Here is a 22,635-nt window from a genome sequence, read left to right as displayed (position 1 = left end):
TCCTACAAATTTACTTCATAATATCGGTTATAGCAAATTTTTAACTTATCCGATATTAAGCTTATTCTATTGTCATAGAACGCAGTTTCATTCTGTAGGCTTCAAGTGCAATAGATTTTGAAATGATGCCGAAGTATTTGTCATTTCTAAGTACAGGAAGAAAAGCTGATTTTGATCTTTCGAATTTTGTCATGACAATTTCCATACTGTCATTTGAAGAAATGGTTGCTGCAGGCGTTTTCATTACGTCTTTAATTAACGTATATTTTACGCGGTAAGCATTAAAAATGATTTCGCGGATATCATTAAAATGTACAATTCCAACAAGATCTCTGTCATTGTTTACAACAGCAAAAACAACCTGATTAGAATGCGAAATAAGGTCGACTAATTTGCTCAAATGATCTTCTGGGGAAACGGTTAAATAATCCGTTTGGATAATCGTATCAATATCCAGAGTCGATAGAATATTAGAATCTTTATTACTGGTAAAAGCGTGCCCTTTTTTCGCAAGATTTTTTACGTCAAGCGAATATTTTTCAAAACGTTTAGAAATAGCAAAACTGATTGAGGAAACAATCATAAGCGGAATCATCAAGCCGTAACCTCCTGTAATTTCGGCAATAAGGAATATTGCTGTTAATGGTGCATGAAATAATCCGCTAAGGATTCCAGCCATTCCAACCATTGTAAAATTAGTAATAGGCAGTTTTGATAAACCAGTAAGGGTAACAAGTTTTGAAAAGAAATATCCTAAATAAGATCCTAAAAACAGGGAAGGAGCAAAATTACCTCCATTTCCGCCGCTTCCAAGCGTAAGTCCGGATGCAAAGACTTTTACCATCATTGTGCATCCAATAAAAAGCAGTAAAACCCAGTTGTTATTTCTCCATGTGGCAAATAAAGTATTGTCTAACAATTGTCCGGGATCACTTTCAGATAATGTTTTGATGCTTTCGTATCCTTCACCAAAAAGAGTTGGGAAAATAAAAATAAGAAGTGCTAAAAGCGAAGAACCAATCAGGGCTTTTTTATAAGGTCCCATTTTTAGTTCTGAGAAATAATGTTCTACCCTTTGAAAATTTCGGGCGTAATAAACAGCCATAAAACCAGTTATTAAGCCTAAAATTACGTAAAAAGGAATATTATGATAATCAAAAGTTTCTTGTTTTTTAAAAGATAAAAGAATGCTTTCGTCTAATACAATTGCCGATACCAAAGCACCCGTCGCCGCCGAAATCATAATAGGTGTAAAAGCCGATATGCTGACGTCTACCAATAAAACTTCAATAGCAAAAAGAACTCCTGCAATTGGGGCGTTAAATGCTGCTGAGATTCCAGCTGCCACACCACAGCCAATAAGTAAAGTACGGTCTTTATAAGCTAATTTATAGTTTTGTGCATAATTAGAACCAAAAGCGGCTCCTGTAATTACAATTGGACTTTCTAAACCTGCAGAACCTCCTAAACCAACAGTTAACGAGCTTGTTACAATTTGCGCGTACATTTGCTTTCTCGGAATTATGCTGGCTTTTTTAGCAACTGCGTATAAAATTTGAGAAGTTCCTTTTTGAATCGATCCGTTTAGAACCTTTTTTACAACCAAAACCGTAAGCAGAATACCAATTATAGGCAGGATACTATTAATAAAACCTAATTTTAAAATTCCACTTATATAAGTTGCAAAAGAAAAAACATTATGGGCAAAAGCTTTCAGGATAATTACTGCAAAAGAACAGGAAATACCCACTAAAACACTTGATAAAAAAATGAATTGTTTTGGTGTCAAAATAGATTGAGCCAAAGCAATAATACTTTCCAGTCGACGAAACAGTTTTTTTATCATTAGTATTTTAAAAAATTACGGAGAATGCAAATTTAACTCTAAACATTCGTTTTTATCAAATTTTTCTACTTAAATCTTTTGAATTTAAAATCCAGCCGCTTTGTCATCGCCTCTAAAATCGGCACCTCCTTCAAGTGTGTTGTCAGGATAAACCAGAATTGCATCTACTTTTCCAATTACAGGCGTTGTTTTTTCGTTAATTAAATATCCTTTAGATTTTAAGCCTTCCAGCGTTTTATTATCGAAAGTATCAGGTTCAAAAGTTATAAGATCGGGAAGCCATTGATGATGAAAACGTGGTGCATTTACAGCATCCTGCATACTTAAATTGTATTCGTAAACATTTAAAATAGTCTGAAGCACCGATGTGATAATAGTCGATCCGCCTGGTGAACCTACTACCATAAATAATTTTCCGTTTTTTTCTACAATAGTTGGAGTCATAGAGCTCAGCATTCTTTTTTGAGGTGCAATACTGTTGGCTTCATTTCCAACTAATCCAAACATATTTGGAGAGCCTGGTTTTGCGCTGAAATCATCCATTTCGTTATTTAAAAAGAAGCCTAATTCATCGCAGTAATATTTTGAACCAAAACCGTCGTTGATGGTTGTTGTGGCAGCAACCGCATTTCCAAACTGATCTACAATAGAGTAATGTGTAGTTTCGGTGCTTTCGTTATAGGTTACTTTTCCTTCTTTTATGTCTGATGATAAAGTAGCTTTTTCTGAATCAAAATTTGACATTCTTTCTTTTAAATATGAATCTGATAAAAGTCCTTTAATTGGAATTTTTACAAAATCAGGATCGCCTAAAAACTGGCTTCTGTCGGCATAAGCTCTTCTTTCTGCTTCTACAATTACCTGAATGGATTGTTCAGAATTATGTCCCATTTTAGACAAATAAAAAGGAGAAATCATTTTCATGATCTGAGCCAGACAAATACCGCCGCTGCTTGGAGGCGCCATCGATGTTACTTTCAAATCTTTATAATCAAACTGTAATGGATTTCTCCATTTTGCTTCATAAGATGCTAAATCTTTCAGAGTGATAATACCGCCTTTTTTCTTTAGATAATCTACCAAAACCTGAGCGGTTTTACCTTTATAAAACTCGTCTTTTCCGTTTTTTGAAATTCGCTTTAAAGTGCTGGCAAGAGCCGGATATTTAATCGTATCGCCTTCTTGAAATTTTCCTGCCATTAATGTATTGGGCCCATTTGCTTTTACTATAGCATCGTGATAAGCTTCTAATTGTTTTTGTTGTTTTTTGGTTACAACAACACCTTTTTCTGCAAGGGCAATTACAGGTTTTAAAATTTCTGACATTGGCAGAGATCCCAGCTTTTTCTGAACTGCAAAAACTCCGGCAATAGTTCCCGGAACACCAATCGCTAAAGGCGATTCTGTACTTTTGCCTTTTATTACATTTCCTTCTTTATCCAGAAACATATTTTTTGTTGCAGCAAGAGGTGCTTTTTCGCGATAATCCAAACTGCCCACTTCGCCGTTTGCTTTTCTGTAAACCATAAAGCCGCCTCCGCCAAGATTTCCAGCGTATGGATATGCTACTGCAAGTGCCAGCTCAGTTGCTGCCATAGCATCAAAAGCGTTACCGCCTTTTTTCATGATTTCAACGCCAATTTTTGAGGCTTCTTCGCGGGCTGAAACCACCATTGCTTTTGAGGCAACTAATCCTGTTGGTGGTGCCGTATGCTGTGCGAAACTATAAATTGAGATAAAATAAAATAGAAGTGAAATTTTTTTCATAATCGGTTTTATTTATAATGAGAGTAATTTTTGTTTGGTATGTAGTTGGAGATCTTCAAAAAACACAGTGAATTCCTGTTCAAATTCGTTATAAAATTCTTTTAATTCCTCGCTGGCAAACTGCATTTTTGAAATGTTTTTTGATCTTCTGTCCATCTGAGTTAAAATCTGGTGGATGCCATCGACGGTTTTATAACTTAAAAGCCAGTTTCTTTCGATCATATACGGCATTAAGCCCTGCGTTTTTTCAGTTAAAATAGAATAATTTTCATGCAGGGAATTGTAAAACCGGTTAATGAAATCTTCGAGTTTTTCATCTGAATAATTTGCCCAGTTTTTGGCTAAAAAATGATCGTAAACAATATCTACAATTACGCCGGAATAGTGATGGTATTTTTCGTGCAGCCGTTTTGTGCTTTGTCTGAAAATATCGTGTGAATCGGTATAAGTATCAATAAAACGATGTAAAAGAATTCCTTTTTGAACATCATCCGGGAATTGTTCAAATTGTTTTCCGCGAATTCCATCGGCCATAAAATTGCCAATTTTAATTAAGTCATTTTCACCGGAAAGATATATGTGGGCTAAGAAATTCATTCTTTTTAAGATGCTAAGGTTCTAAGTTGCTGAGACACTAAGTTTTTATTACTAACAAACTAAGTGTTTAAGACTATAAGCTTATTTTAGTAAAAGTATGAAAACTTTTTGACTTCATTTCAAGCAATGAGAGATAGCTTTATTCTTCATGCTAAAAAATCTTAGCACCTTAGCGCCTCAGCCTCTTTGTAACTTAAAAAAAATCTATATTTGTATTTGGTAACCATAACTCACAAAAATGACTTTAATAAAATCGATTTCAGGAATACGAGGAACTATTGGTGGAAAAGTTGGAGATAACCTGACTCCTGTTGATGCTGTAAAGTTTGCATCGGCTTACGGAACTTTTCTAAAAAACAATACTTCAAAAGAAAAACTAACGGTTGTAATTGGCCGTGATGCCAGAATTTCCGGACCAATGATTCATAATCTGGTTGTAAATACTTTAATAGGTTTAGGAATTAATGTAATTGATCTTGGGCTTTCGACAACGCCAACTGTAGAAGTTGCAGTTCCGTTAGAAAAAGCAGACGGCGGAATTATCTTGACTGCTTCTCACAATCCTAAACAGTGGAATGCTTTAAAATTGTTAAACGAAAAAGGTGAATTTTTAAGCGGTGACGATGGTGCTAAAATTTTAGAAATTGCCGAAGCTGAAGCTTTTGATTTTTCTGATGTTGACAATTTAGGAGAAATTACTCCAAATGATGCTTATATGGATATTCATATTGACGAGGTTTTAAACTTACCTTTGGTTGATGTTGAAGCTGTAAAAGCTGCAAAATTTAAAGTAGTAGTTGATGGAGTAAATTCATCAGGAGGAATTATTATTCCAAAATTATTAAAACAAATGGGCGTTGAAGTGGTAGAATTGTACTGCGAACCAAACGGACATTTTCCGCACAATCCGGAACCTTTAAAAGAGCATTTAACGGATATTTCTGAGTTAGTTGTAAAAGAAAAAGCACATTTAGGAGTTGTTGTTGATCCAGATGTTGATCGTTTGGCTTTTATCAGCGACGATGGAGAAATGTTTGGTGAAGAATATACTTTGGTAGCCTGCGCTGATTATGTTTTGAGTAAAACTCCGGGAAATACCGTTTCAAATATGTCGTCTTCGCGTGCATTGCGTGATGTGACAAATGCACATAACGGAAACTACGAGGCAAGTGCAGTAGGAGAAGTGAATGTTGTAGAATTAATGAAGAAGAATAATGCAGTTATAGGTGGTGAAGGTAACGGTGGAATTATTTATCCTGAATTGCATTACGGACGTGACAGTCTGGTAGGAGTAGCTTTGTTTTTAACTCATTTAGCAAATAAAAAAATATCAGTTTCTGCTTTGAGAGCTTCTTATCCGGAATATTATATGAGCAAAAATAAAATCGAATTAACACCGCAGATTGATGTTGATGCGATTTTAACAGCTATGACTGAAAAATATAAAAACGAAGATATTTCGACAATTGATGGTGTAAAAATTGATTTTGCTGCAGAATGGGTTCATTTAAGAAAATCAAACACAGAACCAATTATTCGTATTTATACTGAAGCACCTTCGCAAGAAGCGGCAGATAAACTGGCTCTTCGAATTATTGATGAAATAAAAGTTATTGCAGGAATTTAATTTTAAGATTGCAATACGTAAAAAAAACACCTCTTTCATATTTTTTGAAAGAGGTGTTTTTTTATGATTCTACTCGATGTTTCCATCTTTTATGAGTCCACAGATAATATTCTGGCGCTTCATAAATTTGTTTTTCAACTTCTTTTAAATACTTTTCAGTGATGTCGAAATTTTCATATTCTTTAGGATCATCTGCAATGGTTAGAAAAGTTGCTTCATAATAACCTCTGGCTACTTTTTTAACTTTTACCATAATTACGCTTAGATCGTATTTTTTGGCCAGCATTTCGGCGCCTGTATGTACAGGAACTTCAATACCCATAAATTTCATCGAATGAAAAATTCGGTCCAGTTTTGGCGATTGATCACTTGCTAAACCGTACATGCTTACAAATCCTTTGCGCTGGTTTTGTGCCATTGTTGGAATTGCTTGTCTGGTTTCGATCATTTCTGTATTGTATTTTGATCGTATTTTTCTAATCAGTTTATCAAAATAACGATTGGCTAATCTTTTATAAACCGCAACGCCCTGAAAACCTAATTTTGGATTTATGGTTAAAAGCCACTCATAACTTGCATAGTGAGAGGCTACAAGAATAACGCTTTTGCCTTTTTTATAATAATCCTGTACCAATTCGATATTCGTTACATGGAATCTTTTTTCCATTTCTTCCGGCGAAATACTCATCGTTTTTACCATTTCCAAAAACATATCGCACATGTGGTGGTAAAATTTCTTTTCGATTGTTTTTCTTTCAGCATCACTTAAATGCGGTAAAGTAAGAGCCAGATTTTCGCGTACAACTTTTTTGCGATACCCAATTACTCTGTAAACTAAAAAGTAAACAAAGTCAGAGAATAAATAAAATAAGCGGAATGGAAGTATAGAGATCAGCCATAATAATGGGTAGGCTAATATATAAACGAGAAATTGCATGTATATTTTTTTTACAAATATAAAGCAAAAATGAGAAATGATCGATATTTTGGATTCTCATCAAGATATGTTCGATATTGACTATATTTACATTTCACATTAAATATTATTTATGAATACCATTTTAATTGGAATTATAGTAGCCAATGTACTTATAAGCTATAAAGGTTTTAATGATTATGCTTTTTTTAGAAAATTTGAATTTCATGTAGGAAGTATTCGCGCCGGCGAACAGATTAGAATGCTTACATCTGGATTTTTGCATGCAGATATGATGCATTTATTTTTTAATATGCTTACACTTTGGTTTTTTGCGCCTGTTGTTATTGATTCGCTCGGAAATTTTTCTTTTGTTTTGGTTTATTTCGGAAGTCTGATTTTTGGAAGCCTGCTCACTATGCTGTTTCATAAAAATGACTACAGCTATCGTGCAGTTGGAGCTTCTGGAGCAGTTACCGGAGTTTTGTATTCGGCTATATTACTGCATCCGGATATGATGCTGGGAATATTTTTTGTTATTCCAATACCAGCCTATCTTTTTGGAATTCTATATTTATTGTATTCAATTTATGGAATGAAAGCCAAAAATGACAATATTGGTCATACGGCGCATTTTGGAGGCGCAGTTGGCGGATACTTAATTACTTTGATAAAAGTACCTTCATTAATTGTAGATCATAGTTTGATGACCATTTTACTGGCAATTCCAATTATTGTACTTTTTGTATTGGCAAAATCAGGAAAAATATAATGCTGGCATAACTTTTGAAATGCCTTTATCAAATAACTTAAATATCACAAAAAATGAAAAAATTAGTATTATTTTTAACAATCATGTTTATGACTATGTCTTACGGCCAGGAAATTAAACAAATACCTCTAATTAACGTTAATGGAGAAGGAAAAGTAAAAGTAGCCCCTGATCAGGTTTGTATTTCAGCTACGGTTGAAACTAAAGGGAATAATGCTAAAGACGTCAAAAAACAAAATGACGAAAAAATGGATGCGGTTTTAAAATTCATTAAAAAAATGAATGTTCCAACAACAGATTTTAAAACTAAACAAGTTGCTCTTAATCCGCAGTACGATTACGAGAAAAAGAAAACAAGCTACAATGCCACTCAAACAGTTGAAATCGTATTAAAAGATTTAAACAAATATGATGAGTTGATGGAAGGTTTGGTGCAACAAGGAATTAACCGTATTGATAATGTTTCTTTTGAGTCTTCAAAATTAGCACAATACCAGTCTGAGGCAAGAAAAATTGCTATGAAAGATGCTAAAGTAAAAGCAGAAGAATATGTGTCTGTTTTAGGTCAAAAAGTAGGTAAAGCATTTACAATTTCTGATAACTCTCAGGTTTACCACCCAAGACCAATGTATGCTGCAATGAAAACAGAAATGATGGATGCTTCTGGCGCTTCAAATCAAACTCTTGCAATTGGAGAAATCGAAATTACAGCTAACGTAAGCGTGAGTTTTGTTTTAGACTAAGTCTTATAAATATCTAAATATTTTAAAAAATCCAAATTCCAATTTTTAAGGAATTTGGATTTTTTTTGTCTTCATTTTTTTTAAGATTTACTCTTAAATAACGCCTAATTTCTGTCTGGAAGTTAGGCGTTATTTTTTTTAAAACACTTTATATTTTTGATTTTTCCGCATTGAGTTAAAAAAAATCTTACACGATGTGCAAAAAACACTTGTTTTTTAATTGTCTTATTTTTAGGTGTTTATAATTACTATAACAATTTCGTTAACATTTTTTTTGCAAAAAGTTCTCTTAAAACTTTTTGATTACTGTTTTTAAATATATCTTTGTTCTATCAAATTAGTAGAGTTTAAAAAAAGTTAAAGATTAAAGGCCTTCAAAGAGATTTCAATTTTGAGCAGGCGAGTGATAATTTGCAATTTCTGTTAAGAATTTTCACTGTCAATAATTCTTCAATCACAAATTCATACCAATTTTTAGTAAAAACACTGCCTTACATTTTAGGGCTGAAATTGTATAAAAGCCAATTCAAAATAAATAGTAATCAAAATAAAAAGAAAAATGAAAAAACGAATGTGTTGCAGATAAATAAAAAACCATTTCTGTTGCAGCAGAAATGGCGAAGCTTAAAGAAATTGTACATCTCTTAGAAGGAAAGCGGGAATGGAGTATATCCGTTTGCTTGCCTTGATTTATTAAACTAAAACAAAGTAATGAAAAAAATATTAAATAGATATACATGGTTATGTATTTTGTTGATTTCCATAGGGATTAACGCTCAGGAGACCAAGCCGTTGATCCAGTCAAAACTCGTAGGAACGGTGGTTGATGCTGTTACAAAAGACCCTGTTATTGGTGCTTCTGTTGTTATTAAAGGCACGACACATGGTGTTCAAACAGATTTTGACGGTAAATTTTTCTTTCAAACAGGACAAAAATTTCCTTATACTGTAATAGTAAGCTATTTAGGTTACAAAAAAGCGGAAGTTGTAGTTAATGATAATCCGGTTGTTATTGAACTTACTGAAGAACAAAATCAATTATCAGAAGTTGTGGTTACGGCACTTGGTATTTCAAAAGAAAAGAAATCTTTAGGATACACTACTCAGGCACTTAAAAACAAAGATATTGCTGATACAAAAGAAACTAACTTTTTAAACAGTCTTAGTGGTAAATTAGCCGGGGTGCGTATTACAAACTCTCAGGGAGATATGGGATCTTCACGTATTATTATTCGTGGAGAAACTTCTATTGCAGGAAACAACCAGCCTTTATTTGTTGTAGACGGAGTTCCTGTAGACAACTCACAGTTAGGAAGTGTTGGAGGAGCAACTCGTGATTTTAAAAATGCAATTGCCGATTTAAATCCGAATGATATTGAAACGTTAACAGTATTGAAAGGTCCTAACGCAGCGGCACTTTACGGATCGCGTGCGGCGCATGGTGTTGTACTTATTACTACAAAATCTGGAAAAAGCCAAAAGGGACTTGGAATTACCTTTAGTTCTGGTATTACAATCTCTCAGGTAGCTACTTTACCAAGTTTTCAAAATTCATACGGACAAGGTTCTAACGGAAGATTTAGTTTTGTTGACGGAAAAGGAGGCGGCGTAAATGATGGAGTTGACGAAAGCTGGGGACCAAGATTGGATGGACGTTTGATTCCTCAATTCTACTCAAATGGTGAAGCTGTACCTTTTGTGGCTCATCCAAATAATGTGAAAGACTTCTTTAATACTGGTGTTACGTATGACAATAGTATTTCTGTAGCGAGATCAGATGAAAAATCAGATTTTCGTTTAGGAGTAAACAATCAAAAACAATTAGGAACAGTGCCAAATAGTGAAGTAAACAAAACAAACTTTACGATTAATACTAATTACCAGATTTCAAAAGGTATTAGAGTTGGTGCTACAGCTAATTATATTACAACTAATGCTCCGGCTTTACCAGGTGGTCCATCTGGAAACCGTGCGGCTGGTGTAATGCTTCAGTTCCTTTGGTTCGGACGTCAGGTTGATATCAATCAGCTTCGAAATAACAGAGATGTTAACTGGAACAACAGTTACTACAGCAACCCTTACTGGAATGCTTATTACAATACTACAAGCCAGCAGCGTAACCGTATTATTGGTGATGTGCATTTGGATGCAAAATTAGCTGAAGGTCTTAACTTTAAATTCCGTACAGGAGTTGATTACTATAATGACAGAAGAAAATACACTATCAAATACGGTACAAACGGAACGCCTTTTGGTTCTTATGCAGAAGATGCTTACACTGTAAATGAGCAGAATACTGAAGGTATTTTTACTTATACTAAAAAACTTAATGATGATTTTACTGTAGATGCTCTTGCCGGTTTTAATATTCGTAACCACAGCGATGCAAACAATTATCAAAAAGCACCACGTTTAGCTGTACCTGATTTGTACACTTTGACGAATTCAAGAGATCCATTGACATCATCAAATACATTGTCAAGATTAAGAGTTTACAGTGCGTATGCTTCGGCACAATTTGGATATAAAAACTATGCTTATTTAAACCTTACAGCTCGTAATGACTGGTCATCTACATTACCAAGCAGTAACCGTTCTTATTTTTACCCATCTATTAATGGTAGTTTAATATTATCTGAGGCTTTAAAATTAAAAAGCAATACACTTGATTTCTTAAAATTACGCGGTGGATGGTCTGAAGTTGGTAATGATGCAGACCCTTATCAATTGTCTACAGTTTATAATTTCCAGACTGCATTTGACGGAAATCCAATTCAGACTTCTTCACAAAAGAAATTGAATGAAAACTTAAAACCAGAAACAACTCGTTCAACTGAAGTTGGTTTAGAAGCTTCTTTCTTTAAAAACAGACTTCACTTTGATTTTGCTTATTATAATACAAACAGTTTCGACCAGATTTTGGAGATTAAAACAACAGCTTCAAGCGGATATAACTCTCAGTTAATCAATGCTGGAAAAGTCAACAATAATGGTATAGAAATTCAATTAGACGGAACTCCGGTTCAGACTGAAAATTTCAAATGGAATATTGGAGCCAATTATTCTAGAAACAGAAGTAAAGTAGAGATTTTAGATTATGCAAAACAAATCCAAAACTATACAATTGGTTCATCAGGCGGTGTTGATGTATTAGCATCTGTAGGACAAGCTTATGGTGCACTTTACGGAACAGCTTACCTTCGTGATGCAAGCGGTAACATTGTAGTAGGAGCAAACGGATTACCAAAAGCTGATCCAACGAAAAGAGTTTTAGGACACTATACTCCAGATTATTTAGCTGGTGTTACTAATACTTTGACTTATAAAAATCTTGAATTATCGTTTCTTGTTGATGCAAGTGTAGGTGGTGAAATTTTCTCAGGAACTAACAGAACCGGAACTTATACAGGTGTGTTGGCTTCAACGCTTCCGGGACGTGGTGCTGAAAATGGCGGTTTGAGCTACTATTTAAATGGTACTACAAAAACTTTAGTAAACGGAGCAGCACCAGGCGGAGCAGCAGTTTATGATGACGGTATGGTTTTTAACGGAGTTTACGATAATGGAACTCCAAACACTACTATAATCAGTGCGCAGGAATATTACAAAGCATCATACAACATTAGTGAAGCTTACATTTACAGCTCAACTTTTGTAAAAATGAGAGAAATTAAACTGGCTTACAATTTCAACAAGTCATTTGCTAAAAAACTAGGATTAGAAGGGGCAAGTATTACTGCAGTAGGACGTAACCTTTTCTTTATCTACAAAGATGCACCAAATATTGATCCTGAAACGGCTTTCAATACTGGAAATGCACAAGGTTTGGAGAGTTTAGCTTTACCAACAACTAGAAATTTCAGCCTTAATGTTAATCTTAAATTCTAAAAATACAGAATCATGCTAAAAAAAATAGCCTATATAACTCTATTTGCATTAACGTTGACCTCTTGCAGCGATACGCTGGATGATATCAACAAAAATCCAAATGCAACTGAAACACCATTGGCACCTTACTTGTTAACAGGAACTTTAAAACAAGGAGCTGACTTATATTGGGGAGATGCTAATAATTTTAACTCGTCTTTACTATTTGTACAGCATTGGGCTAAAATTCAATACACTGAGCCAGACAGATATGATGTTTCGAACACGTCTTTTACTTCTTTATGGAATACAGGTTATGCAACCTTGATTACAGACTTGAATACCATTATTAATTTCCCGGATGCTCAGGCCAATTCAAATTATAAAGGAATTGCTATTGCTTTGCGTTCATGGACATTTTTATTGTTAACAGATGCTTACGGAAATATTCCGTACAAAGAAGCAGGTCAAAAAGTAACACCAGCATACGATAGTCAAAAAGATGTGTACACAGGTCTGCTTGAAGATTTAAAAAAAGCCCAATCTTTGTTAGGAGCAGCAAATGGTACTGTAACTGGAGATTTAGTTTACAAGGGAGATGTTGTAAAATGGAAAAGATTTGTGAATTCACTTCGTCTGAGAATTGCATTAAGAATTTCAGACAGAGAACCGGTTTTAGCTAAACAAGCGGCTATTGATGCAACAAGTGATGCGGCTGGAGTATTAGCCAGTAATGCAGATACATTTAAGTTTACTTACATCAGCTCGCCTCAACAAAACCCTGCATCAGCCTGGTTTGAAACTCGTGATGATTTCCGTATTTCAAAAACTATGGTAGATAAATTAAAAGAATTTTCAGATCCGCGTTTACCGGTTTATGCACAATTGCCATCAGATGCAAGTGTTGGTACATACGTTGGCGGCGGTAACGGATTATCAAACAGTGATGCCAACAGCCAGGGTTTTGCCAAAACATCAAAACCAGGAACTTATTTTCTGACATCAACATCACCGGCGGTAATTTATTCTTACTCTGAAGTATTGTTCAATCTTGCTGAAGCTGCAGCTAGAGGTTATATTTCTGGAGATGCAGAACAGCTTTATAAAAATGCAATTACGGCATCTTTCAATCAATTTGGAATTACTGATGCAACAGTTATTTCTAATTATTTGAATCAGGCAAACGTGAAGTACGATGCGGCTAATTATGCTAAATCAATTGGTACTCAAAAATGGATTGCTTTCTTCGGACAAGGTTTAGATGCTTTTACAGAATGGAGAAGATTAGATTATCCAGTATTAACAGCGGGGCCGGCTACCGTTTTAGACGGAAAAATTCCTTCTCGTTTTTTCTATCCGGGTACAGAGCAGTCACTAAATGGTGTAAGCTACCAGGCGGCGATAGAAGCTCAGGGAAAAGATTTACTGACTACAAAATTATGGTTTGATGTAAAATAATCTGCATTAGAACTAATTTTTAAGCTGAATATATAAAAAGGCTGTCTCACAATTCGTGAGGCAGCCTTTTTTGTTTTACTGCAAAACAGCAATTAGAAATGCACAAATCTCTCTGAATTTGCGCATTTTTTCTGCTTCAATTTTTCATCCTGTATAAAGCATGTTTTGTGACCAATAATTTCCGCTTTGTGTCATTTTTTGATAATCGATTTTGTATCTGCAATAATTTAGACGCATGACAATGTTCATGTATTGTCTAAATGTATATCCCAAAACTGCTATAAACCACAAAACTATGAATAAAAACACACCTTTAAATTCAGGAATTCAGCCTGATTTAAAAATAGAAACTGCTATTATTGGTGCCGGAACTTCCGGATTATACACCGCATATCGTTTGGTAACAGATAAAAAATATACCGCAGATCAGGTGCAGATTTTTGACCTGAGCAGTAAACTGGGCGGAAGACTGGAATCTGTTATTATGCCGGGAATGGATTTCTGGGGCGAGTTAGGAGGAATGCGCTATCTGACTTCTCAGGAAATCGTAACTACTTTAATTGAAGGTTATATATCTCCAAAAGATCCTAAAAAACGTATTCCTGTTTTAAAAGATAAAATGACACCGGTTCCGTTTCCAATGGGCAAGTCGTCAAAATTACTAATGTATCTTAGAAAAGAACGTTTTAAACAAGATGCGTGGGATGAAGCTCAGAAAAAAGGTAAAAAACTGCCAACGAGATATTATCTTAATGAGACTGATTTAGGCTTTAGTTCAGACCAGCTTTTTAATAAAATTATTTATGATGTTTTAATGGCAGATCCCTGGGTTGCTAAAAAATACCAAAAGAAAATCAAAAAAGGACATAATGTATACGACTATACTTTTGAATTAACCAGTGAAGATTGGGATGAAATCAAACCAAGACTGGTTTACAATTTTCCAAAATCTCCTTATGATAAAAGAAAAGTAAACGATCTGGGTTTCTGGAATTTAATTAAAGATCAGGTTTCGCAGGAAGGATATGAGTTTTTAGCCAATGCGGGAGGTTATTATTCAAATACCATCAACTGGAATTCTGCCGAAGCTTTTCCTTATATGGTGGGCGATTTTACTGCAGGAACAATTTATAAAACCATTGAAGAAGGTTACGACAGTATTGCTTATGCAGTTGCCAATTCTTATATGGAACACAAAGGTGCGTGCATTTGGTCAGAAAACAAATTAGAGACTTTTACCAAAGAACATTCTGTAAAAACACATAAATACCAGCTTACTTTTCTAAATATAAAAACCAACAGCAAATGGCATGTATATGCTAATTCAATTGTTTTGGCTATGCCGAGAAAATCTTTAGAACTTTTAGACCAGAACAATTTCTTTTTCAATGTGAATGAAAATTCGGTTTTAAATGAAAATATCCGTTCTGTTATTATGGAGCCGGCTTTCAAAATATTAATGGGCTTTGAATATCCGTGGTGGAAAGAATTAGGAATAGATTCAGGACATTCGATTACCGATTTACCAATGAGACAATGCTACTACTTTGGAACCGATAAAAAAACGAAAAACTCCATGCTTTTAGGAAGCTACGGCGATATGGAAACCGAAACATTCTGGAAAGCGCTTTCTGATGATAAAGTACTTTTTGAAGTTAAAGCGGCTAAATCGGCTTCGTTAAAAGAGCTTCACCAGTTAAATGATGTTCAGGCAACAAAACTTATGGTAGACGAATTGATGAATCAGCTTCGCGAACTGCATGGTAAAGATGTAACCATACCAGAACCTTATGTAACCTATTTTAAAGACTGGACAGATGAGCCTTTTGGAGCAGGATATCATGCGTGGAAAGCAGGATTTTCTGTTGGAGATGTCATGAAATATATGAGAAAACCAAAACATGATGAACAGATTCATATTTGCGGTGAAGCATACTCAGATCAGCAGGGCTGGGTTGAAGGAGCATTTTGTGAGGCAGAGAAAATGCTGCAGGATTATTTTGGGCTGAAACGTCCGTTCTGGCTTCCTGACAATTACTATTTAGGATGGTAAAAGGAGAAGTTTTTTGTTAGTAATTCAAATCATTAATTTAAAAAAGTAATAGTATGTTAAAACGTAACGGCTTTGATGATGAGTTAAATTTAACTCATTTAGATGCAAACATAGATTCAAATCAAAATGAAATATCATTTAAAGGAGCTCCCGAAACCGATGGTATATTGGCGAGTATGATGAAAGGATATTCAAAAGTTCAAATTGAAACTCCAATCAGGCCTTTTCATGAAAGCAATCTGCAGAAAATTCTAGACAATGTAGATTATGGTATTTTAAGAGCATTACAAGGAACCTGGGTAAGCTATAATCATAATGGAAATGGTTCAAGAGAATTAATAGGAAGCGGTATACACACTACAATTATGCCTTCGCCGGGCACTAATGCAGGAACGATTCCCGGAAAATTTAGTTTTGAATGTGAAGAATATATCGAAAAACTGACATTTGATTTAGTTCCTGGCGGGGTTCGCAATCGCGGCGGTGCAAACGAGCAGTTTTGCGGTGCTGTTAAATATGAACAGAGTATTAAAAGTGTAAATGCTGTGCCGGGAGAATCAGCTTTAAAATATACGCCAATTCATGAAGAAAACGGAATGTATTTGTGGCTGAGCGATATATTTAATTATGCTGCCACAGAAAAAACAATTGAAGAGGACCGAGGCATACATGCATTAGAACCAAATGCTCCTAATAGAGATTTATATAAAAGCGGTTATCAGGACGAAACGGTTTTCTTGATTATAAATGATTTAGGTGAAAAAGAATATGTAACTCTCGAAAATTTAAAAGGAAGACCTTATCTTTCGATTGTTCCTGCTAAAGAGTTAAAACCGGGAGCAGGGCAGACAGGACCTTATTTTATACCCGACTATTCTATTTCACGAAGCGGCGTAATTCCGCACGGAAGCACCATAACATTGTTAGGAGATCTAACTAGAGGCAAGTCAGGTTATTTAATTAATACAGCACCTGAATTTCCAGAAGGTAATGAAGCGTGGGAATACGATCACCTTTCTATTTCAAAAACTATGGGAGGGGCAGGAGCAAGTAAAAAAGAGCCTATAAATCTTGATGAAGCTCCGCCTGCATGGGTGTTTGAAAAGCTTAACAAGGATAATGACCCTCAGGAAAACAGGATTTATACACAGCGAATTCTGGCACATCCGTTATATCCGTATTCAGTAAGACCGGACTTAAGACTGCGTGATTCTTTAAAAGGAGAAACTATAAAAAATCACGTGCTTATTCAGATGTCATCTAAAAATAAAACGGGAGCACAAGGCGGAATATTAAATGTTCCGTTTGTAAATCGTTTTGTTACTACAGTTGAAATGAACATGCGAATGTGGATTGAAACTGTTGAAGAAAATGGAAAAGAAATTCTGCAGCTGCAATACGAGCAGATCATATTTTTTGAATTTGATTTTGGAGATGACGGCGGTACAACAAGCTGGCCTCATATACAAGTAAATACACTTCGTAAAATCGAAGATGTTTCGCCAGAACAGAGACAATTAATGGAAGAACAGTTTCCATCTTCTCATAAAATAGAATCTCCTGCTTCAGGATGTCCTTATCATAAAGGTTAAAATTATTCTGGAGAAATAATTCAGAAACAAAAAAACACAAGAAAAAGAAAAGCCGATGAACAACTCATCGGCTTTACCAGTATTTGTCTATCCACATTCAACTTTGCATTAAGAAAGTTTCATCTGCAGTATCATCTTCCTCAAAATTTTCTGCTTCCTCTTCTTCCCAATCATTTTCGTCGTATTCTGACTCCATATCATCCTCAAGAAATTCATCTTCTAAATCGTCTAACTCAAGATTGTAATGATTATTGGCTGATAGTGTACTGGAAAGATTTCCCTGCAGATAATCATCATAATTCAATAAAAGCTGTTCTTCGTAAGCGGTTATATCTCCTGAATATTCTTCAGAATTATAATAGTAATTGTCAGAAATCATAATATATAAGTTTTAAATTAATAGACTGAGTTTTATCTAATTTTCTCAATTAGAATTATTTAAAAGTAAAACTTTTTATTTCTGCTGATTTATATAATTATTAAAATGAATTGCTTAATTCTCATTTTAGAAGATGACTTTCTATATCAATTTATATTTGATTTCTTTATATTTAGAACGGCCTACAGGTAGTATTTCTCCATTTTTTAGTAACATCTGATATCGGCCTCCGGCTTCTACAACGAGCTTTTCTGCTTCATTCCAGCAGAGAATGTATGATTTGTGTATTCGTTCAAAAGTTATTGGCAGCAGTTTTTCCAGTGATTCAAGCGATTTGTCATGTAATTCTATACGGCCGTCATGTAAATGCAATTCTGTATAAATGCCTGCGCCTTTTATGTATTTAATATCTGTAATAGTAATGAGTTTAATAGTTTTTGCTTTTTTTACAGCTAAAAACTGAATTTCACTGCTGGCTTTTCTTTCTGGTGTTGTATAACGGGTAAAAGCTTGTGCGAGTCTGTTTTCGTCAAATGGTTTGGGTACAAAATCTAAAACGCCGTAATTAAATGCAGTAATAGCTTTGTCTGTATATGCTGAAATAATAATGGTTTGAAAAGATTTTGATACAACAGTCTGCAGGACATCAAATCCATCTTCACCATTTAGGTTTAAATCCAGAAGCAATAAATCAATTTCATTTTGATTAATTGTATTTAAACCGTTTTCAACCGAATCAGAAAGAAAAATCTGGACATCTTTATTAAAAAAACCTCTGGTCATTCTTTCGATTCGTTTTGCAATTCTCGCTTCGTCTTCAATAATTAGAATTTTCATTTTGTATCAAAAATTTTAATTTCTGTGAGCCATCCTTCTTCAACAGCAAAAGAATCAAACTGCCAGTTATTGCCATAACTTTCATTTAATCGGGCCTTTATATATTTAAAACCTGTTCCGCTGAGGTCGCTTTTCTTTTTATTTCGATTTTTTGCCACGGTAAGCAAAGTATATTGTTTGTATTTTTTTTCTCTTATAAAACTTAAACAGAAAGTAATTGAACCGTCTTTTGAAGGTAAACTGTGTGTAATGCCATTTTCTATAATGGTGTGAATAATAGCAGGCGGAATTTCTTCATTTTCATCAATATTTTTTTCTTCCCATTTGTAATTCAATTCTTTTCTAAAAGACATTACTTCTAAATGTTTTTTGCATAATTCAATCTCCTGCCTTACAGGTATTAAGGTATCTTCAGAAATTGAATTCATAATATCAAATTCATCTGCCAGCGCCCGAATAAACACAACGCCCTGTTGCGGCGATTCTTCGATCCAGTCAATTAGAGAAGTAAGGGTATTGCGAAGAAAATGAGGCTGAATATTTTTCTTAACAAGTTCAAGCTGTAATCTGGACGAAAGTAATAACGATGCATTATGAGCTTCTTCTAAAGCTTTAGTTTTAATGGTATGCAGGTAAAGCATTGACAATACGATAATGGTAAAAGAGATAAACAATCCAAAATCATAAAATATAAACTTATTTACCACAATGCTGGCCAATAAACCCGCAACTACTATTACTCCGCCTTTAATTTTTCGAAATGCCGCATCGGCTGCAATAATAATAGAGACAAAGCACATTACATAGCTAAAATATATGGCTGTTTTGTCGTAATGTCCGTAATGTTTAACATAGATTATTACAAGACCTGCAAACAAAAGAAATAGAAATAACCGCTTTCTTTTAAAGCCAAACTGCAGCATAAAATACCACGGAACCAATATGGAAATTATAAAAGTAAGCAAGCCTACAATTTGCAGCCGTGTATAAAAGTGTGTATACGGAATATCGATATAAAATTTTATGTATTCTATAATAAGCAGACAGAAAAAGAGCAGACAGATTATTCCGAAAAGCAAAACTGTTGCTTCTTTTCGAGTGCTGTTGATGTATAGAAAAAAATAATAAATTGATGCAATGAGAAAAGCCCCAGCCATGAGGTTCATAAAAGACATAACAATAAGCGGTGCGCGGTGCAGCCTTAAATAACTTTCGAGTTTTACATCTATGCCGCGCAGGGTTTCTCTAAGCTGCATTTGTGTTCCTGTTATGGTTACAATATGTTTGCCTTTACCAGCCAGTTTTTCGGGTATTTGGTAATAGCTCATTTCTGTTCCCGGTACTTCGCTCTGACCAGATTTTGCCATTTTACCGTTGCTTCCCACTAATACACCGTCCCAATAAACGTCAAAAGCACCAAAAGCATTAATCTGCAGTCCCAGCGGAGCAGAGGGATTTTCTCGTTTGTAAAGATCAACATCAATATTAACCTTAAATATAGAATCTGGTGATGAACCCAGATAATCATGTGGTTTATCGTCATCTTTATAATAGGTTACATCAGATTTGACGAACTCCGTATACTGCTTACATGATGTAAACAATAGCACTAAAAAAATGGTAAAAAAAGCTGATCTATACATAAGATAAAGATAAAATAAATATCGAATTGCGAAGTGCATTTCAAAAGCTCTTAGAGCCGTTTGAATGTTTTAAAGAACACTGGTTTGTTTTATAAAGTAATCTTGTATCATAAAACCAATAAACATGAAAACAGTAATAACCAGTATTTTAATTTTATTAATTCCTATGCTTGGCCTTTCACAGCAAACAGTTGTTTCGGGTAAAGTTCAGGATAATGCAAATAAAGAAGCAATTCCTTATGCAACAGTGTCAATACAAGACAGCACATTAAAAACATTGGCAGTTGGTGTAACGGATGATAAAGGTGATTTTGTTTTTGAAAAACTGCCAAATGGCAAAATGACAATCACTTTTAGTTACATTGGATATCAAAATTACAGCCGAACATTTGAAATCATTTCGGGCAGGCCAAAAATTGAATTAGGCACAATTGATTTACATACCGATGCAGTACAATTAAATGCCGTTGAAATTACGGGACAAAAATCGAGTGTGAGCTTAAAACTTGATAAAAAAGTTTTTGAAGTTGGTAAAGATGTGCTTTCGCAGAATGGTTCTGCACATGATGTTTTAAATAGCGTTCCCTCTGTAACTGTTAGTCCGACTGGCGGTGTAAGTCTTCGTGGCAACAGCAGTGTTCTGGTGTTAATTAACGGAAGACAATCTGGTTTAACACAAAATAATGCCCTTGACCAAATTGCAGCCGATCAAATTGAACGTATTGAGGTAATAACCAATCCTTCATCTCGATATGATGCTTCCGGTTCGGCAGGGATTATTAATATTATTTTAAAGCGAAACAAAAAAAGCGGTTTTAGCGGTCAGGTTCGATTAGTGGCCGGATCTCCAAATGACAGCCGTTTAAATCCAAGCATCAATTTTAAATCAGATAAAATCAATATTTTTTCAAATTTTGGGATACGTTCTTCGGACTATGTTGGTTTATATACCACAAACCAGACTACTACAGATAATGGTAAATCAAATTATTTAAACCGAGTGCAAAACGAGGATCGTCATGACGATGGAAAATTAATGTATTTTGGAGCCGATTATTATATAGATGAACATCGAACTATTACAGCTGCGTTTTTAAAAAATGCTACAGAAGATGATGATAAAACTCATTTATTATACAATTACAGTCAGGCCGAAAATGTAAAAGACAGCGTTTTAGCAAGAGAAGGAAAATCATTAGAAAAAAGAGATTACAACCAATTAGAATTTAATTATACCCAGACTTTTAAACGTCCGGCAAAAAAATGGACAATTGATGTTCAGTATGATTGGTGGAACAGCGATAAAAACTGGAATCTTTCGACACAGCGTTTGTATCCAGAAACATTGGCTTATCCCGGTATTCGGACTAATTCAGTAGGAAATAGTAAAGATCTGCTCGTTCAGAGTGATTTTGTACAGCCGATAGATACAATTTCGACATTTGAAGTTGGTGTTAAAACGGAGATACGTAAAGTTTCCAGTCAATTTTTGGCAGAACAGCAAGAAGATGATATTTGGAAAATCTATCAAAATATTGATAACGACTTAAAGTATACAGAAACAATTGCCAGCGGATATGCACAATACAGCAGTAAAATTAAACGATTCAGCTATATGTTTGGACTGCGAACAGAGTTTACCAAAATTTCGATTACAGATAGTAAAAACACATATAGTGATGATAAAAATTATAATAGACTATTTCCTAGCGTTAATTTGAGCTATAAGTTTGATGCATCAACTTTACAGTTAAATTACAGTAAGCGCATCAATCGTCCGCCTTTATATGCTTTATATCCTTTTAATGAAGTAACAGATTTAAATGCACAATATGTTGGAAATCCAGATCTTAATCCATCTTATACAGATGTTTTTGAGCTGGCTTTTCTTAAAACATGGAAAAAATTTACTTTAAATCCGTCTGTTTATTACCAGTGGGAAAGCGGTTATATACAAGATTTTACCTATCGTGAAAACAATATTTTTTATACAACACCCATTAATATTCAACATGAAATACGAAGCGGTATTGAACTTTCAACCTTATATAATCCTGCAAAATGGCTTCAGGTAAATATGGAAATGAATTTTTATCATTTTAAACAAAAAGGAAGTTATCAGGATGAAGACCTTAATTATGAAGGAAAGACTTTTACCGGACGTTTAAACACACAGATTAAACTGCCTGCAAAATTTAGTTTTCAGGGACGTTACAATTTTCGCGGAGCGCAGCAAAATGCACAAACCAAAAATGATCCCCTGCAATCGCTTGATTTTGGGTTAAGTAAAGTTTTATTGAAAGATAAAGCGACTATTGTATTTGATGTTACAAATGCATTTGATCTGCGTCAAAACAAAAGCACTACAATTGGTGACAATTATTATCTAAATGTGAATAGCATACCTAATGCGGCACGCTACAGACTTAGTTTTGTGTATCGTTTTAACTTAACAGATCCAAAAGGAATTAGACAAGCAAATAACGCGAATCGCAATTAATCTTTCAGGTTTATAAAAAACATGCTTAAAAAATTAAG

Annotated in this window: 15 protein-coding genes; 8 read left to right on the top strand and 7 right to left on the bottom strand. The window is 34.5% G+C overall.

From position 1 onward, the window contains the following. Window positions 1-61: 61 nt before the first annotated feature. The 3 genes from FJOH_RS23285 to FJOH_RS23275 form a co-directional block, all read right to left on the bottom strand. On the bottom strand, window positions 62-1,846 hold the full coding sequence (locus FJOH_RS23285; RefSeq protein ID WP_012026472.1) for a chloride channel protein: 1,785 nt from the start codon (window positions 1,844-1,846) through the stop codon (window positions 62-64). Between the two features lie 84 nt (window positions 1,847-1,930). Beyond that, entirely contained in the window at window positions 1,931-3,613 is a 1,683-nt protein-coding gene (ggt, locus tag FJOH_RS23280; protein WP_012026471.1) for a gamma-glutamyltransferase, read from the bottom strand. 12 nt (window positions 3,614-3,625) lie between these two features. Next, entirely contained in the window at window positions 3,626-4,210 is a 585-nt protein-coding gene (locus FJOH_RS23275; RefSeq protein WP_012026470.1) for an acyl carrier protein phosphodiesterase, read from the bottom strand. A 238-nt stretch (window positions 4,211-4,448) separates the two neighbouring features. Here FJOH_RS23275 and glmM point away from each other — a divergent pair, with 238 nt between their 5' ends. Further along, the gene (gene glmM, locus FJOH_RS23270) at window positions 4,449-5,837 is read left to right on the top strand and encodes a phosphoglucosamine mutase (RefSeq protein ID WP_012026469.1); all 1,389 of its coding nucleotides are present in this window, start codon (window positions 4,449-4,451) and stop codon (window positions 5,835-5,837) included. A gap of 61 nt (window positions 5,838-5,898) precedes the next feature. Here the strand turns inward: glmM and FJOH_RS23265 are convergent, their stop codons facing one another. After that, complete coding sequence (locus FJOH_RS23265; RefSeq protein ID WP_012026468.1) at window positions 5,899-6,774, bottom strand: lysophospholipid acyltransferase family protein; 876 nt, start codon at window positions 6,772-6,774, stop codon at window positions 5,899-5,901. A 112-nt stretch (window positions 6,775-6,886) separates the two neighbouring features. On the opposite strand from FJOH_RS23265, the gene FJOH_RS23260 reads away from it, so the two are divergent. The 6 genes from FJOH_RS23260 (at window position 6,887) to FJOH_RS23235 (ending at window position 17,238) form a co-directional block, all read left to right on the top strand. After that, window positions 6,887-7,525 (top strand): rhomboid family intramembrane serine protease, encoded by a 639-nt coding sequence (locus FJOH_RS23260; protein ID WP_012026467.1) that lies wholly within the window; start codon window positions 6,887-6,889, stop codon window positions 7,523-7,525. A gap of 53 nt (window positions 7,526-7,578) precedes the next feature. Then, window positions 7,579-8,268, top strand: coding sequence for an SIMPL domain-containing protein (locus tag FJOH_RS23255; RefSeq protein ID WP_012026466.1), 690 nt, complete (start codon window positions 7,579-7,581; stop codon window positions 8,266-8,268). A gap of 711 nt (window positions 8,269-8,979) precedes the next feature. Beyond that, entirely contained in the window at window positions 8,980-12,156 is a 3,177-nt protein-coding gene (locus FJOH_RS23250; protein WP_012026465.1) for a SusC/RagA family TonB-linked outer membrane protein, read from the top strand. A gap of 12 nt (window positions 12,157-12,168) precedes the next feature. Then, window positions 12,169-13,593 carry a SusD/RagB family nutrient-binding outer membrane lipoprotein gene (locus FJOH_RS23245; protein ID WP_012026464.1) on the top strand — a complete coding sequence of 475 codons (1,425 nt, stop codon included), beginning with the start codon at window positions 12,169-12,171 and terminating at the stop codon, window positions 13,591-13,593. 295 nt (window positions 13,594-13,888) lie between these two features. Next, the gene (locus FJOH_RS23240) at window positions 13,889-15,646 is read left to right on the top strand and encodes a flavin monoamine oxidase family protein (RefSeq protein ID WP_044048572.1); all 1,758 of its coding nucleotides are present in this window, start codon (window positions 13,889-13,891) and stop codon (window positions 15,644-15,646) included. A gap of 53 nt (window positions 15,647-15,699) precedes the next feature. Then, entirely contained in the window at window positions 15,700-17,238 is a 1,539-nt protein-coding gene (locus tag FJOH_RS23235) for a peroxidase, FMP-type (protein WP_012026462.1), read from the top strand. A 97-nt stretch (window positions 17,239-17,335) separates the two neighbouring features. On the opposite strand, the gene FJOH_RS23230 is transcribed toward FJOH_RS23235, so the two are convergent. The 3 genes from FJOH_RS23230 to FJOH_RS23220 form a co-directional block, all read right to left on the bottom strand. Further along, window positions 17,336-17,617, bottom strand: coding sequence for a hypothetical protein (locus FJOH_RS23230; protein ID WP_012026461.1), 282 nt, complete (start codon window positions 17,615-17,617; stop codon window positions 17,336-17,338). 141 nt (window positions 17,618-17,758) lie between these two features. Continuing rightward, the gene (locus FJOH_RS23225; protein WP_012026460.1) at window positions 17,759-18,454 is read right to left on the bottom strand and encodes a LytR/AlgR family response regulator transcription factor; all 696 of its coding nucleotides are present in this window, start codon (window positions 18,452-18,454) and stop codon (window positions 17,759-17,761) included. Further along, window positions 18,451-20,097 (bottom strand): histidine kinase, encoded by a 1,647-nt coding sequence (locus FJOH_RS23220; protein ID WP_235023043.1) that lies wholly within the window; start codon window positions 20,095-20,097, stop codon window positions 18,451-18,453. Before FJOH_RS23220 ends, FJOH_RS23225 begins: the two co-directional genes overlap by 4 nt. Window positions 20,098-20,221: 124 nt before the next feature. On the opposite strand from FJOH_RS23220, the gene FJOH_RS23215 reads away from it, so the two are divergent. After that, window positions 20,222-22,597 (top strand): outer membrane beta-barrel family protein, encoded by a 2,376-nt coding sequence (locus tag FJOH_RS23215; protein WP_012026458.1) that lies wholly within the window; start codon window positions 20,222-20,224, stop codon window positions 22,595-22,597. Window positions 22,598-22,635 lie beyond the last annotated feature (38 nt).

The sequence above is a fragment of the Flavobacterium johnsoniae UW101 genome (assembly GCF_000016645.1).
In the GTDB taxonomy this organism is placed as follows: Bacteria; Bacteroidota; Bacteroidia; order Flavobacteriales; family Flavobacteriaceae; genus Flavobacterium; species Flavobacterium johnsoniae.
Note: the sequence above shows the minus strand (reverse complement) of the source record. Positions and strands in the feature narration are given on the sequence as shown.